The following is a 15654-nucleotide window of genomic DNA, read 5'->3' on the forward strand; positions in this document are numbered from 1 at the left end:
AATAAAATTCAGATTATAATAAAGCCACAAAGAAATGATAGGGAGGATTATAAAATGACTGCAATTAATATCAATAAAAATAATTTCCAGAACGAAGTAATGAATTCTGATAAACCTGTCCTTTTGGATTTTTGGGCGCCTTGGTGTGCTCCTTGTCGTATGGTGGTTCCTATCATAGAGGAGATTGCAGGTGAACGCCCTGATATCAGAGTTGGTAAAATCAATGTGGATGAGCAGCCTGAACTGGCAAGTGAATTTAGTATTATGAGTATCCCAACTTTGGTGGTTATGAAGAATGGGAAGATTGTACAACAGATTTCAGGTGCGAGACCTAAGAATGCAATTTTAGAAATGCTTTAAGGAGGTGCGCTAATGGGATTTTTCGATTTCCTTAAACAGGCGAATATTAATCAAGGGATAGAGGAATATAAAAGGACTACTGGTGCAGTTCTGCTGGATGTACGTACTCCGCAGGAATATCAGGAAGGGCATATACCAGAAAGTAAAAATGTACCGTTACAACAACTTAATAATGTTGTTTCAGTAGCGAAGAATACAGAAATTCCACTGTTTGTATACTGTTATTCCGGAGCCCGAAGTCGTCAAGCAATAGGGCTGTTGCAACGAATGGGATATTCTAAAGTAAATAATATCGGTGGCATTGCTGGTTATTCAGGAAAGGTGGAAAAATAAGATGAAGGTAATAATCGTAGGCGGTGTAGCCGGAGGAGCTACAGCTGCAGCAAGAATCCGAAGACTGGATGAACATGCAGAAATTACTGTGTTTGAAAGATCCGGATACATATCCTATGCGAATTGTGGGCTTCCATATTATATTGGAGATGCAATCACAGATCCGGAAGAACTTACACTACAGACACCTGAGAGTTTTTTTAAACGCTTCCGTATTAATATGAAAATTCATCATGAAGTTATCTCCATACATCCGGAACGTAAAACTGTTTCAGTGAAAAATTTAGAAAATGGTGAAATATTTGAAGAAAATTACGATAAACTTATCCTTTCTCCAGGTGCAAAGCCAACACAGCCGAGACTTCCAGGAGTAGGTATTGATAAACTTTTTACACTTCGTACTGTAGAAGATACTTTTCGGATAAAAGAATATATTAATAAGAATCATCCAAAATCGGCTGTATTGGCTGGTGGCGGTTTTATTGGTTTAGAGCTGGCAGAAAATTTGAGGGAGCTTGGCATGGATGTTACAATCGTCCAGCGGCCTAAGCAGCTGATGAATCCTTTTGATCCGGATATGGCATCCATGATCCATAATGAAATGAGAAAGCATGGAATAAAACTGGTATTGGGCTATACAGTAGAAGGATTTCAAGAAAAAAACAATGGAGTGGAGGTCTTATTGAAAGATAATCCATCTCTTCAGGCTGATATGGTGGTGCTGGCAATCGGAGTTACACCAGACACAGCATTAGCAAAAGAAGCTGGTCTGGAACTTGGCATCAAAGAAAGTATTGTAGTGAATGACAGAATGGAAACCTCTGTACCGGATATTTATGCTGCAGGTGATGCAGTTCAGGTAAAACATTATGTTACTGGTAATGATGCGTTAATCTCTTTAGCGGGACCTGCCAATAAACAGGGCAGGATCATCGCGGATAACATTTGTGGTGGTGATAGTCGTTACCTGGGCAGTCAGGGAAGTTCTGTTATCAAAGTATTTGATATGACAGCAGCCACTACAGGTATCAATGAAACCAATGCCAAAAAGTCAGGATTAGAGGTAGATACAGTAATTCTTTCTCCTATGAGTCATGCCGGTTACTATCCCGGTGGAAAAGTGATGACCATGAAGGTGGTTTTTGAAAAAGAAACCTATCGTTTGCTTGGTGCTCAGATTATTGGATATGAAGGAGTTGATAAACGTATTGATGTGCTGGCAACAGCAATTCATGCAGGGCTGAAGGCAACCCAGCTGAAAGATTTAGATCTCGCATATGCACCGCCTTATTCATCTGCCAAGGATCCTGTAAATATGGCTGGATTCATGATAGACAATATAGCGAAAGGTACCTTAAAACAATGGCATTTGGAAGATATGGATAAGATTTCTAAAGATCAAAATGTGGTGTTGCTGGATGTGAGAACGGTAGGTGAATTTAACAGGGGTCATATGGATAGATTCAACAATATTCCTGTAGATGAACTGAGGGAACGAATTAATGAAATTGAGAAAGGAAAGCCTGTGTATCTGATATGCCAAAGTGGTCTGCGCAGTTACATTGCCAGCCGTATTCTGGAAGGAAACGGTTATGAAACATACAACTTTTCCGGTGGATTCCGCTTCTATGATGCAGTGGTTAATGACCGTGCGCTGATCGGAAGGGCATATGCATGCGGTATGGATTATTAGAAATAAACAAATATTTTTATAGTTTAATCGTAGTATAAAAAGATCCCCCATTTATTAGAACGACTTTCATAATTCTGATAAATGGAGGATTCTTTAGATGTTATAGAAAAACATTTTTATGATCTTTGTAGTGTTTCCAGTCTTTTCGAATCAAGGATTGTGATTTTACCGCGGGAGAGTTTGACGAGTCCTTCGCCTTGAAAGTATCGGAGCATTCGAGTGATAACTTCCCTGTGGGAACCAAGATGGTTGGCGATGGTTTCGTGAGTGATCTTTAATTCATTTGTTCCTTCGATAGAGGTCTCTTCTAAAAGAAATGAAGCAACTCGCTTATCCAAACTCTTCCACATGATTTGTTCAATCAGCCACATGACATCAGAAAAACGGGTAGCCATTAACTCATTGGTATAGTTTGCGACAGGAGCAGATTCCTTCATAATACCTTTATAGATTTCAGCAGGGATGATCCAAAGATCAGTATCTTTTTCTGCTTCAATGGTTACTTCAAATTGGATGGACCGCATGATACATGAGGCGGATAAAAGACACATATCCATATCGAACAGACGGTAGAGTGTAATCTCCCGTCCTTCATCTGAAAATATGTAAGTTCGAAGCTGCCCGGATTTAACCAGTAATAATCCAGTACAATCCAGGTTTCCATTGTGAATGATCGTTCCTTTTTTTACATTCTGTGTGATTAAATTGTCTGAAATTAGTTTTTTCTGTGCTATGTTCAAATCATTCCATAGTGGAAAATAATTTTCGAAGTTCATAACAGTTATCTCCTTTACGAACATAGTATACTTGCTTTTTTAAGATGCGTCAATTCTATAATTGACATATGCCATAAATAAAAATATACTGATTATAGTACATGATTGATGTAAATATGAGGGAGGGAAAAATAATGCAGGGAGATGTCAGTTTTACATTTTTGGACCGAATTGAAGAAGTAGAACTGAATATTGTAGATAGAAGATGGCAGTCTGCACTGGCATTGGCATTGACTTTGCCAGATATTTGCGGAGGTATTGCTTTCCCGGAAATTGTTAAACATTATCGAGATGGCCGGGTTATGCTGGATCGGCAAAAAAATCCGACCCGTGATGTGGGAACCCAGTATATCCGCTGGTTTGATGAATATGCAGGGGACCACTTTAAACTATCTCAATCCGATGAAAAGCCATATATTTGCGGAGGACGTTGTTGGCAGCTTCGGTGTGAATATCTTCATCAAAACAAAGGATTTTTAAATGATGAAAATAATATACACTTTCATCTTGGATTAAACTGTGGAATGTCAGTTTGTCAGTTGGACAGTATGAACATACAGGAGAACAGGATCGATATTCGTATAGACATAGAACAGTTTTGTCTGAGAATGTGCAAGGCAGCAAAGAGTTACTATGATAAAGTTAATTTGGAAAAAGACTTTAGTCTCTATAATACACCAGTTTTGGATTTTATTCAGGTAACACAAAAAAAGAAAGATGATTCTATTATTGCACTGATCTGTGGCAATGAACGCTATGCAAAAGGATTAAAAGAAGCATTGCAGTTTATTTCAGAGCAGATCATGCTGTTTTACACACCGGAAAGTGCTAAAACAAAATTAGGAAAACATAAGCCGGATCTTTGGATTGTTACCGAAGATATGACGAGACAACCGAATCAGCCATGGCGTGCTGACAGGACAACACCTGTAATTTTAATCACAGGCAATCCTGATTCTGTTGAGATTAAAAAGGAACCAGGGAAAGTAACTGTTCTTTCTATGCCATTGTCGATAGTTGATTTTCGGAAAACTGTCAAAATATATGTGTCGTGAGGAGACGTTTATGCTGTATATAATACTATTATTTGCATTCATAGTTGTATATTTGATGATGCTTATGCGGAGACAGAAAGATAAGATGAGCGAAATTAAAATACAAATGGATCAACTGCAAGCACAACATGATCAATTGCAGAAAGAAAGGGATCAGTTACTAGAACAGATGAATCATCTGGAAGAGCAACGAGAACACTTGCAAATGCAAACAGACCAGGCATTTCGGAGTACTGATGAAATTGAGAAAATTTGCGATGAAATATGGCATCATGCTAATACTATCCACCTTTATTCTTCGTTATCTGAAGAAGAAAGCAAATCTATAACAATGAAAGAAAAACAAAAAATAATTATTAGAACAATTGAGGAGATTCTAAACATCATATATAAATATAAAGGTGATGTATAATAAAAATATGTCTTTTTAGTTATTAGCGGTCAAGGTAAATTCTTATGTAATAATATCACAGAAGAATTTACCTTTTTCAGGTACAATAGAGATAACAAATTTGAAAGGGGAACAAAGCATTGGTATGATTATTTATGGATATGGGCGATCATTTATTTTGCTCTAGGTTTTTTAAATATTTTGTTCGCTTGGTTTGGGATGATTGATTTCCTGGTGCCGTTAGGAATAGCAATATTCGGTGGAAATAAATTTTTCTGTAATCATTTGTGTGGACGTGGCCAGCTTTTTAGTAAGCTTGGTGGAGATTTAAAATGCTCAAGAAATAAACCAACCCCGAGATGGATGAGTTCAAAATGGTTCCGATATGCCTTTTATAAGGCTATTATATAAAAAAGCAAGAAAGGAGCAGTTTATGCCGAGACCAGTAAAATGCAGAAAAGTCTGTCATTTCCCCAATATTTTAGAATTTCTTCCGGCAGATAATACTGAGAAAAAAACACCTATTGTTCTGACGGTAGATGAGTATGAGACAATTCGTCTTTTGGACAAGAAAGGTTATAGTCAGGAGCAGTGTGCAGCATCTATGCAAGTCGCAAGAACAACAGTTCAACGAATTTACGAGATTGCCAGGAAGAAAATAGCAGATGCACTCATTGATGGACATCCACTCAGAATTGAGGGTGGGGATTTCAGAATCTGTGATGGTCAGAGCAGCAACTGCAGCTTTGGAGGATGTTATAAACAGGAAATATACAAAAAATATGCAGAAGAAAAAGGAGAAGGTATCATGAGAATAGCAGTAACATATGAAAATGGACAGATTTTCCAGCACTTTGGACACACAGAGACATTTAAGATTTACGATGTAGAGGAAGGAAAAGTAGTACATTCAGAAATAGTAGATACGAATGGAAGCGGACATGGTGCATTGGCAGGAGTTCTTAATGCATTGAACGCAGATATTTTGATCTGTGGCGGAATCGGAGGCGGTGCACAGACAGCGTTAGCGGCAGCTGGTATTAAACTTTTTGGAGGAGTTTCCGGAGATGCGGATGAAGCAGTAGAAGCCTTTATTAATGAAACACTGGATTACAATCCAGATGTGAAATGTTCTCACCATGAGCACAGCCACGGGGAAGGACATACATGTGGCGAGCACGGATGTGGAAGCCATAGTTGTCATTAAGAAGAATAGTAAAAAATAATAATACGAAAGGATGTGCCAAGGTAATGGAGAAGTTACCGTAGCGCATCCTTTTTTTGTTAAGTTAAATAATGGAACAGAAAATTAATATTACTCAAACATTGCTTTATCAAAATATAAACAAATATAGGATAATATGCGCTTAACGAAGTCGAAAGGAGGTTCGGAACATGGGAAAAGTTATCGTAGTAGCAGTGGTAGTAGTTGCAGTAGTAGCGGGTGTTGTGGTGAAGAATAGAAAGTAAAAAATTAAATGTGCATACACGTTTCAAGATATTGGTATAGGATATTTTAGACGTGTATGATAAAATAGAATGTAAGAGAATCAACATGCCTCAAATAAAACTCAATTAAAAAATAAATATCAGATAGAAATATGTCCATAAAACAAGGTGAGATTTATGAAGAAAATGATATTTGTTATAGTATCATTAGTAGCAATTGTAGAAATTACAATTACTGCAGTTTGTATGCCTGAGGATAGATTTAAGGAGAAAATAATATGGATGAGTAAGTAAAAGAGAGTGGAAATCCATTACTCAGATTCCAATATCAGGGAAAAGACATTGTTAGAGGCATACTGTTCAAGACTTTTTATGGGATATCATGACAATCAACCGTTTAATGATAACATGCTTCGTCCGTGTCCTGTACTTGATAATCCAGGACGGTTTACGGACATTGTAGAAAAGAATGGGGCTAGAAGTACAGACTATCAGAATCTTGAGACAGCAAAGGAATTTTTAGATAAATGTGAGGAGGTGGCAGCAAACTGGACACCTGCGGCAGAAAGATTATGGATGGCATCAAAAGGCACAGCATGTACGGGCTGTCATGGATGCAGATAACAATATTACGGATAAGAAAGAAAACGAATTAAGAAATTGATTTGGTGTTAAATATTTCGCTTGAATTAACAATTCTGAAACAATTTTCAAACACAATATAAACCTACATATCCTATGCTGTATGCAAATCATCCGGCATGGGATTTTTTTGAAAAAATACAATGAAATAGAGTAAAGCGGACATTCGCAATCCGCTTCGCTACTTGCGCATGAACGCAGTCGCTTCGCGATTTGTCGGTGGGAGCTTTCAACTCCCACTGACATAAGCATCCCCCTCACCCGCCGTTTAGTGTCCGCGCACTTGAAGCGGGGGAATGCTTATCTGCGTTCAAATTATGAGAAAGGATAAGGGTTGGCAGATCAGCACCAACTACTGGTGCTATATAACCATGTAAGTGAGATGTCCAGAATTGAGAGTGAAATCACAAGGCTGGAAAGCGTAGCAATTAGCTGACACCAAAAATAAAAAAATTGGTGTCAGAATGGTGTCAAATCAAGAAAAAGTGATGATTATAAGAAAGAAAAAGTGTTGCAAACCCCGTAAAATCAAGGTTTGCAAAAAAAAATCAAAAAATTAGCACTCATCTCTTGACAGTGCTAATAATAGGTGCTATAGTACAACTAGAACAAAGGAAGAGGGATAAAGAATCAGAGATATGAAGCCGACAGCATTCATACAGGATTCCGAATCACGATTCCAGAAGTTCCAGCAATCAACACCTCGGAATTTTCCGATTGTGCTAAATATATTATTTATCATTTGGAAGGAGATATGACTTATGATGATGCCTAGTATTTTTAGAGAGAACTTATTTGATGATTTTATGAATGATTTTGCATTTCCAGCATTTCCGAATGTGGATAAAGAGCTGTATGGTAAGCATGCAAAGAACCTTATGAAGACTGATGTGAAAGATACAAAAGAAGGATATAAAGTAGATATTGATCTGCCGGGATTTACAAAAGATGAGATCCAGATGCATTTGAAAGATGGTGTACTGACTGTAAGTGCAGCCAAGGGCCTGGATAAAGATGAGGAAGACAAGAAAGGTAACTATATCAGAAAAGAGCGTTATGCCGGAAGTCTTAGCAGAAGCTTTTATGTTGGTGAGTACCTTACAGAGGAAGATATTCATCCGAAGTATGAGAACGGTATTCTGTCCTTCGTAGTACCGAAGGAAGAGGAGAAGCCGGTAGAAGAAAAGAGTCATTATATTACCATCGAGTAATTGTAAAATTGTAGATGTAAGTATCAGATACCCCGCAGGCACCCGAACCTGCGGGGTATTCAAATCCAGTAACAGAGTAATAATATGTATGGTGCCTGCGGATTTAGACTTTTTGACCCTGGCATCATAAGATAAATATATAGATGGGAGGGAGAGACATGTCAGCGAAGCGGGATTATTACGATGTCCTTGGTATAGACAGGGCAGCCGATAAGAATACGATTAAGAAAGCTTATCGTAAGCTGGCGAAGAGATATCATCCGGATACGAACAAAGACAATCCACAGGCAGAAGAGAAATTCAAGGAAGCAACAGAAGCTTACAATGTCCTCAGCGATCCGGAAAAGAAGAAAATGTATGATCAGTTCGGTCATGCGGCATTTGATGGCACGGCAGGAGCGGGAGGCTCCGGAGCATATGGATACGGCGGACCGGGTGGAGGAACATATACGTACAGTGATCCGAATGGCACCTTCCATGAGTATCATTTTGAAGGCGGAGATATGGGAGACATGGATGATATCCTGAAGAATATCTTCGGCAGAGGCTTTGGCAGTGGTGCAGGACGGAGCAGCCACAGCAGTTACAGCGATTTTGGAAACGGCTTCCACAATGGAGGCTTCCATAGCGGAGGGTTCCACAGTGGAGACTTCGGTGGTGGATTCCAGGGAGGTTTTGGAGGTCAGTATCGAGAGAATGGCTCTGATACAAGAGCAGAGATAGATGTAACATTTGATGAAGCTGCATTTGGTGCAGATAAGATTATCCATCTGACGGATCCGAATAATGGTGGACGTGAGACATCACTGAAGGTTCATATCCCGGCAGGTATTGATAACGGTAAGAGCATTCGTTTGAAAGGAAAAGGAATGCCAGGTATCAATGGCGGCAAATCGGGCGATTTGTTACTGAAAGTAAGAGTAGGCGAGAAACCAGGATTTGAAAGAAAAGGAATGGATGTATACACCACTGCCCGGGTACCATTTACAACAGCGGTACTCGGTGGCGAAACCATTGTGCCTACACTGACCGGAAAGGTTATGTGTAAGATTAATCCGGGTACTCAGTCCGGAACCAAGATCCGTCTGAAAGGCAAGGGTATTGGTGCAATGAGGGATTCTGGCAGAAAAGGAGATCAGTATGTGACAATACAGATTGATGTTCCGAAGAATCTGACAGAAGAAGCCAAACGAAAATTGCGAGAATTTGAAGCAGCATGTGGCGGCAGAACAAAGGGCGCAGCATGATAATAATAGATGAAAAGAATTAGCACTCGACTATTGACTTGGCTAATAGCCGGTGCTATATTGTGAATAGAACAAAGAGAAGTGCGACTGGTTCGCATGTCAAAGGAGGCATGTTTTATGAATATAAATAAATTTACGCAGAAATCACTTCAGGCAGTTCAGGACTGCGAGAAGATTGCAATGGACTATGGTAATCAGGAAATCGAGCAGGAACATTTGCTGTATGCATTGCTTACACAGGATGATGGGCTGATCCCGAAGATGATCGAGAAGATGGGCCTGGACATAGGTGTGGTAACACAGCGTGTGGAACAGGCAATCGCCGGTCGCACAAAGGTGCAGGGCGGTAAGCAGTATGTTGGACAGGATCTGAATAATGTCCTGGTGCACGCAGAGGATGAAGCAAAGCAGATGGGTGATGAGTATGTATCAGTTGAGCATCTGTTCCTTGCAATGCTTCGTTATCCAAGCCGTGCAATGAAAGGAATCTTCCGGGAGATGGGTATCAGTAAGGAAGGGTTCCTCCAGGCACTTTCTACAGTGCGTGGCAACCAGCGGGTAACCAGCGATAATCCGGAAGCCACCTATGATACATTGAACAAATATGGTACAGATCTGGTGGAAAGAGCCAGAGATCAGAAGATGGATCCGGTCATTGGTCGTGATGCAGAGATCCGTAATGTGGTTCGTATCCTGTCTCGTAAGACCAAGAATAATCCGGTACTGATCGGTGAGCCTGGTGTAGGTAAGACTGCAGTCGTAGAAGGTCTGGCACAGCGTATCGTGAAAGGCGACGTGCCGGAAGGATTGAAAGATAAGACGATATTCTCATTGGATATGGGGGCACTGGTAGCCGGTGCCAAATATCGTGGAGAATTTGAGGAACGTCTGAAAGCTGTTCTGGAGGAAGTCAAGAACAGTGACGGACACATTATCCTCTTTATTGATGAGTTGCATACGATCGTAGGTGCAGGTAAGACAGATGGTGCCATGGATGCGGGCAATATGCTGAAGCCGATGCTAGCGCGAGGCGAGTTGCATTGTATTGGAGCAACTACACTGGATGAGTACAGACAGTACATTGAGAAAGATGCCGCACTGGAACGTCGTTTCCAGCCGGTACTTGTGGATGAGCCAACGGTTGAGGATGCTATTTCTATCTTGCGTGGTCTGAAAGAACGTTATGAAGTATTCCACGGAGTTAAGATTACTGACAGCGCGCTGGTAGCAGCGGCCACATTATCTAACCGTTATATCTCTGACCGGTTCCTTCCTGATAAGGCAATTGACCTAGTGGATGAGGCATGTGCCTGATCAAGACAGAACTTGATTCCATGCCGACAGAACTGGATGAGATGAATCGTCGTATCATGCAGATGGAGATCGAGGAAGCTGCACTTAAGAAGGAAGAAGATCGTCTCAGCAAGGAGCGTCTGGAGCATTTGCAGCAGGAGCTGGCTGAACTCCGGGAAGAATTTGCCGGACAGAAAGCTCAGTGGGATAATGAAAAGAAAGCTGTAGAGCGTATTCATAAGGTACGTGAAGAGATTGAAAATGTCGGTAAAGAGATTCAGAAAGCACAGCAGGCATATGATCTGAATAAGGCAGCAGAGCTTCAGTATGGTAAGCTGCCGCAGCTCAAACAGCAGCTGGAAGAACTGGAATCACAGACAAAGGATGAAGATCGATCCCTGGTACACGAGTGTGTAACAGATGAAGAGATTGCCAGAATCGTATCCAGATGGACCGGAATTCCAGTTGCCAAACTGAATGAGAGCGAACGTAATAAGACATTGCATCTGGCAGATGAACTGCATCACAGAGTTATTGGACAGGATGAAGGAGTAGAACTTGTGACAGAAGCAATCATTCGTTCCAAAGCAGGCATTAAAGACCCAACTAAGCCGATCGGTTCTTTCCTGTTTCTTGGACCTACTGGTGTAGGTAAGACGGAACTTGCCAAGCACTTGCAGAGAGCCTGTTTGATGACGAGTCCAATATGGTCCGTATAGATATGAGTGAGTACATGGAGAAACATTCTGTGTCTCGTCTGATCGGAGCGCCTCCGGGATATGTGGGATATGACGAGGGTGGTCAGCTTACAGAGGCTGTTCGTAGAAAACCATATTCAGTTGTTCTGTTTGATGAGGTGGAAAAAGCACACCCAGATGTATTTAATGTACTTCTTCAGGTACTGGATGACGGACGTATTACGGATTCTCAGGGACGTACGGTAGATTTTAAGAATACGATACTGATCATGACATCAAATATTGGTTCCTCTTATCTGCTGGAAGGAATTGATGAGAACGGTAATATCAGTGAAGCAAGTAAGGATGCTGTTATGGCAGATCTGAGAGCACATTTCCGTCCGGAGTTTCTGAATCGTCTGGATGAGACAATTATGTTTAAGCCGTTGACGAAGGATAATATTCATGGCATTATTGACTTGTTGATAGCTGATTTGAACAAACGTCTGGAAGAGAAGGAGATTTCCATCAGGCTGACAGATGCAGCGAAGAATTACGTGGTAGAAGGCGGATATGATCCGATGTATGGTGCACGTCCGCTGAAGAGATTCCTGCAAAAACATGTAGAGACACTGGCTGCTAAGCTGATGCTGCAGGGTGGCGTCGGTGCAGATCAGACCATTGTAATTGATGTGGAGAATGGCAGTCTGACGGCAAGAAGCGAATAATAGATCAATGACCATAATATTTCATATTGATGTTAATTCTGCATTCCTGAGCTGGAGCGCGGTAGAAGAATTGAAGAATGGCGCAGACCGGGATTTGCGTAAGATCAATGCTATTGTAGGCGGTGACCAGAAGTCGCGCCATGGCATTGTGCTTGCCAAGTCCCAGTCTGCTAAAAGATATGGCATCCGTACGGGGGAACCTGTTGCGAATGCCTTTCGTAAGTGTTCGGATCTTGTGGTGGTACCTCCGGATCACAGGCGCTATCAGGAATACAGTAAAAGGCTTATGGATCTTCTGCGGGATTATACACCAGATATAGAACAGGTCAGTGTAGATGAATGCTTTATGGATTTTACCGGTATTGCGCATCGATTTCATTCGCCAATAGATGGTGCTATGGAGATTAAAAATGCAGTACGCGATAAGTTTGGCTTTACCGTAAATGTAGGAATATCCACGAATAAACTGCTGGCTAAGATGGCATCTGATTTTGAAAAACCAGATAAAGTGCATACGCTTTTTCCGGAAGAGATTCAGGCAAAAATGTGGCCGCTTCCGGTGGAGGACCTGTTCATGGCAGGCAGATCCAGCGTAGAGACACTTCATAAGCTGGAAATGCGGACAATTGGTGATGTGGCACAGGCGGATCCGGCAATTCTGGAGTTGCATTTGAAAAGCCATGGAAGAATGCTTTGGGAATCGGCTAATGGTATCGGAGATGATGTAGTGCGACCGGTGCGGGCAGAGTCAAAAGGAATTGGTAATTCTAGGACTCTTGCAAAAGATGTTACCACTGAGGAAGAAGCTGGAAAAGTTCTTTTTAATCTGGCAGAAAGTGTGGGCAGGCGTCTTCGCAATGCCGGGATGAAAGCAGGTATGCTGAGTGTGGAGATCCGTTATCATACATTTCGGGATAACTCGCATCAGAAGCAGCTTTTTCGATCAACCAATAATGATATGGAGATATACGATATAGCGATGGAACTGTTTCGGGAATTTTGGAACGGAGAACCGATCCGACTCCTTGGACTTCGAAGTTCCAAGCTGGTGCATGAAGATGAACCGGAGCAGATGAGTCTTTTTGATATGCCGATACTGCATAGCAGTGCAGGGAAAGACACGCATAGTACACAGAAAATACATAGTATACTATCGACTGAACATACATTACGTAGTGATAAATTACGCAATTTGGATGAGGCACTGGATCAGATACGAAAAAAGTATGGCGATGATGCTGTGAAACGTGGAACACAATTGTAAGTGCTGGCGGGTATGTTATTGTCGGAAACCGGGGATGGAACCTGTCTGTGAGTCAGTAACATCAAGTTGATTAGAGACTTCCAGGTCATATGGAGGAAAAGGTATATGAGCGAAACAAATGAAAAAAGAGTAATTTCTTATAACAAAGAAGAAATGGATGCGATTGAGAACTATCCACATAATAATTCCAAGACGGGGGTGTTGATGTATGAGCATAAACTGGTCGTAGATCCTGAGACTGGGATGACGATTAAGCAGATACGTTATCCTAAGGGATGTATGATTCCACTGCATACACATCATTGTGCTCATAGTATCTATGTGCTGAAAGGAACACTGGTGACTTCGCATGGTACATTTGGTCCAGGGGAATTTGTATGGCACGATGAAGGCGTGGAGATGACACATGGTGCATCGGATGAAGAAGATGTGGATATTTTGTTCATCACGAATAAAGCATTGGATATGAATTATTTATAAAAGTTTTTTATGAAGATTATTGTAGGATTTTCAAGAAAGTTCTTGACGGGCTTCGGTAGTGCTGCCGTATAATAGTAATATAAATAAAGCGGATGATGACTGCTCTAGACACCGAAAGGGGCCGAAGAAGCAAACCGGGGGAATGCATCGTTCCTCTGCGGAAACTGACAGGCAAAAGGAAGGCAGTCGGACGAATCTTTGGAGAGAATGCATTAGCATCGCCTACGTGGCAAGAACCAACTGGCAAACGGACAGAGAGATAGATGTACAGGGAAACGGTATGTTTATCTCTTTTTTTGTATTGCGACGAGTCAAAGTCCGAGCTTGCTCGAGGCCTTGACGACCGCATGCAATCTCAGAATGTGCCTTATGGCACTTCTGATGATTTGTGCAATAAGCCGTTGTGCAGAATTGTGCGACGAGTCAAAAACCAAGAACATCCGCATTGAATGAGGGGAGAAATGATTATGAGAATGATGCTTGTGGGAGCCGGAGCAGTCGGTGAGAGTATAATGAAAGTATTGAAATGGAGAGATCCGTCGCATAAATGGCTGGAGTATGGATTGATCTGTGATTATGACGAAGAGCGCGCAAAGGAGATTGCTGATACATTGGAAGAACCGGATCATTTTCAGGCAGCAAAGGCAGATGCAACCAGTAAAGAAGAGTTGTTCAGCTTGATTAGACAATATGAAATTGATTTTGTTATGGACGCAGCTCCGCCTTTTGCAAGTAATATAATCTTTGATGCGGCTTATGAGACTGGGGCGAATTACGGAAGCATGGGTACCTGGTCGGTACCGATGGAACATCCGGCTTATGGGCTTGGAATTGAAAACAGTTATACGGAGCCTATGACCAGATATAATTTTGATCGCCATGAAAAATGGAAAGAACGTGGAAACATGGCAGTAATCTGTATGGGTATAGACCCGGGTGTGGTTAATGTATTTGCTAAATATGCTGCAGTGGAATTATTTGATGAACTAACTGAAGTACATGTAAAAGATGGTGGCAACCTTACGATCCCCGGAGCTGATCCGGATGATATTACATTCGGGTTTAATGTATGGACTGTGCTTGACGAAGTGATGAATCCCAATGTGGAATATGATGAAGAACGCGGTGGCTTTATCGTAGAGAAACCATTTGCCGGAAAAGAGGTATTCCAGATGCCGGATGGAGTGGGAGCTAATACATTAGTAAAAGTAGAACATGAGGAAACCGTAACTATGCCAAGATATCTGGGTGAATATGGATTGAAACGTGCGACCTTTAAGATCAGCCTGGATGAGAATCTGATCACGGCGTTAAAGGTATTAGATCACCTTGGACTACGCAGCCTTCATCCGGTGCAGGTAGGAGATGTGTCTGTAGTGCCGCGAGATGTAGTGGCAGCCTGTGCACCTCAGCCGAAGGACATAGGGGATGAAATGACAGGACGTATGCTGGTAGGTGTGCATTGCATTGGCAAGAAAAATGGAGACAAGAAAGAGTACTTTATCTATCAGCCATTTGATAATCAGGCTTCCATGAAACGGTGGCATTCACAGGCGGTAACTGCGCAGACGGGTTTTGGGGCAGCACTTTCTATAGAATTAATCGGGCGTGGTATATGGAAAGAGTCGGGAGTATATTCTCCGGAATATTTTGACCCGATGCCATATATGGAATTAATGAAGGAAACTGGCTTTGAATATCGTATACTCGCAATGTAATGTAGACAAATGAGTAAATGTAGACAAAAATGAAAATAAATGAAAAAGCTGTTGACAGTGATGTGACTGCTGTGCTATATTATACAAGCTGTCGCGTGAGACAGGGCTGAGAAGCACCGCTGTCCATGAGACACAACCAAAAATCCGGAATATATGAAATGAAAAAAGTTGTTGACAAATGTCGATGAACATGATATTCTAGATAAGCTGTTTCGAGCGAGTACACACCGCTGAAACAACAAAAATAAAAAAGTTGTTGACAAGCGACGAAAGATGTGATAATCTATTAAAGCTGTCGCAAACGACAACACAAAGAACTTTGATAACTGAACAATAG

Annotated in this window: 13 protein-coding genes and 1 pseudogene; 13 read left to right on the plus strand and 1 reads right to left on the minus strand. The window is 41.3% G+C overall.

The features are described from left to right. Positions 1 to 54: 54 nt before the first annotated feature. From trxA to DXA18_RS07975, 3 genes are read left to right on the plus strand one after another with little or no spacing between them, the layout of a single operon-like run. Positions 55 to 360: a thioredoxin gene (gene trxA / locus DXA18_RS07965; protein WP_118383447.1), complete on the plus strand. Its 306-nt coding sequence runs from the start codon at positions 55 to 57 to the stop codon at positions 358 to 360. A 12-nt stretch (positions 361 to 372) separates the two neighbouring features. Further along, entirely contained in the window at positions 373 to 693 is a 321-nt protein-coding gene (locus DXA18_RS07970) for a rhodanese-like domain-containing protein (RefSeq protein WP_118383448.1), read from the plus strand. A gap of 1 nt (position 694) precedes the next feature. After that, positions 695 to 2386 (plus strand): FAD-dependent oxidoreductase, encoded by a 1692-nt coding sequence (locus tag DXA18_RS07975; protein WP_118383449.1) that lies wholly within the window; start codon positions 695 to 697, stop codon positions 2384 to 2386. A 116-nt stretch (positions 2387 to 2502) separates the two neighbouring features. Here the strand turns inward: DXA18_RS07975 and DXA18_RS07980 are convergent, their stop codons facing one another. Beyond that, positions 2503 to 3162 carry a Crp/Fnr family transcriptional regulator gene (locus DXA18_RS07980; RefSeq protein ID WP_243007074.1) on the minus strand — a complete coding sequence of 220 codons (660 nt, stop codon included), beginning with the start codon at positions 3160 to 3162 and terminating at the stop codon, positions 2503 to 2505. A 134-nt stretch (positions 3163 to 3296) separates the two neighbouring features. On the opposite strand from DXA18_RS07980, the gene DXA18_RS07985 reads away from it, so the two are divergent. The 10 genes and pseudogenes from DXA18_RS07985 (at position 3297) to DXA18_RS08040 (ending at position 15317) form a co-directional block, all read left to right on the plus strand. Then, positions 3297 to 4217 carry a hypothetical protein gene (locus tag DXA18_RS07985; protein ID WP_118383451.1) on the plus strand — a complete coding sequence of 307 codons (921 nt, stop codon included), beginning with the start codon at positions 3297 to 3299 and terminating at the stop codon, positions 4215 to 4217. A gap of 85 nt (positions 4218 to 4302) precedes the next feature. Then, positions 4303 to 4629, plus strand: coding sequence for a hypothetical protein (locus tag DXA18_RS07990; protein WP_243007075.1), 327 nt, complete (start codon positions 4303 to 4305; stop codon positions 4627 to 4629). Positions 4630 to 5041: 412 nt separating this feature from the next. After that, complete coding sequence (locus tag DXA18_RS08000; protein ID WP_118383453.1) at positions 5042 to 5815, plus strand: NifB/NifX family molybdenum-iron cluster-binding protein; 774 nt, start codon at positions 5042 to 5044, stop codon at positions 5813 to 5815. Positions 5816 to 6357: 542 nt separating this feature from the next. Continuing rightward, complete coding sequence (locus DXA18_RS08005; protein ID WP_330424473.1) at positions 6358 to 6681, plus strand: hypothetical protein; 324 nt, start codon at positions 6358 to 6360, stop codon at positions 6679 to 6681. A gap of 779 nt (positions 6682 to 7460) precedes the next feature. Then, positions 7461 to 7910, plus strand: a complete 450-nt coding sequence (locus DXA18_RS08015; RefSeq protein WP_118383454.1) for an Hsp20/alpha crystallin family protein — start codon at positions 7461 to 7463, stop codon at positions 7908 to 7910. Positions 7911 to 8068: 158 nt separating this feature from the next. Next, positions 8069 to 9157 (plus strand): DnaJ C-terminal domain-containing protein, encoded by a 1089-nt coding sequence (locus DXA18_RS08020; RefSeq protein ID WP_118383455.1) that lies wholly within the window; start codon positions 8069 to 8071, stop codon positions 9155 to 9157. A gap of 117 nt (positions 9158 to 9274) precedes the next feature. Then, positions 9275 to 11855 (plus strand): annotated as a pseudogene (clpB, locus tag DXA18_RS17395) (ATP-dependent chaperone ClpB). Positions 11856 to 11862: 7 nt separating this feature from the next. Continuing rightward, entirely contained in the window at positions 11863 to 13119 is a 1257-nt protein-coding gene (locus DXA18_RS08030) for a DNA polymerase Y family protein (protein ID WP_118383456.1), read from the plus strand. Positions 13120 to 13224: 105 nt separating this feature from the next. After that, complete coding sequence (locus DXA18_RS08035) at positions 13225 to 13599, plus strand: cupin domain-containing protein (protein WP_199665561.1); 375 nt, start codon at positions 13225 to 13227, stop codon at positions 13597 to 13599. Positions 13600 to 14066: 467 nt separating this feature from the next. After that, positions 14067 to 15317, plus strand: coding sequence for a saccharopine dehydrogenase family protein (locus DXA18_RS08040; protein WP_118383457.1), 1251 nt, complete (start codon positions 14067 to 14069; stop codon positions 15315 to 15317). The last annotated feature ends 337 nt before the right edge of the window (positions 15318 to 15654 follow it).

The sequence above is a fragment of the Dorea sp. AM58-8 genome, assembly GCF_003464045.1.
GTDB lineage: Bacteria > Bacillota > Clostridia > Lachnospirales > Lachnospiraceae > Claveliimonas > Claveliimonas ammoniilytica.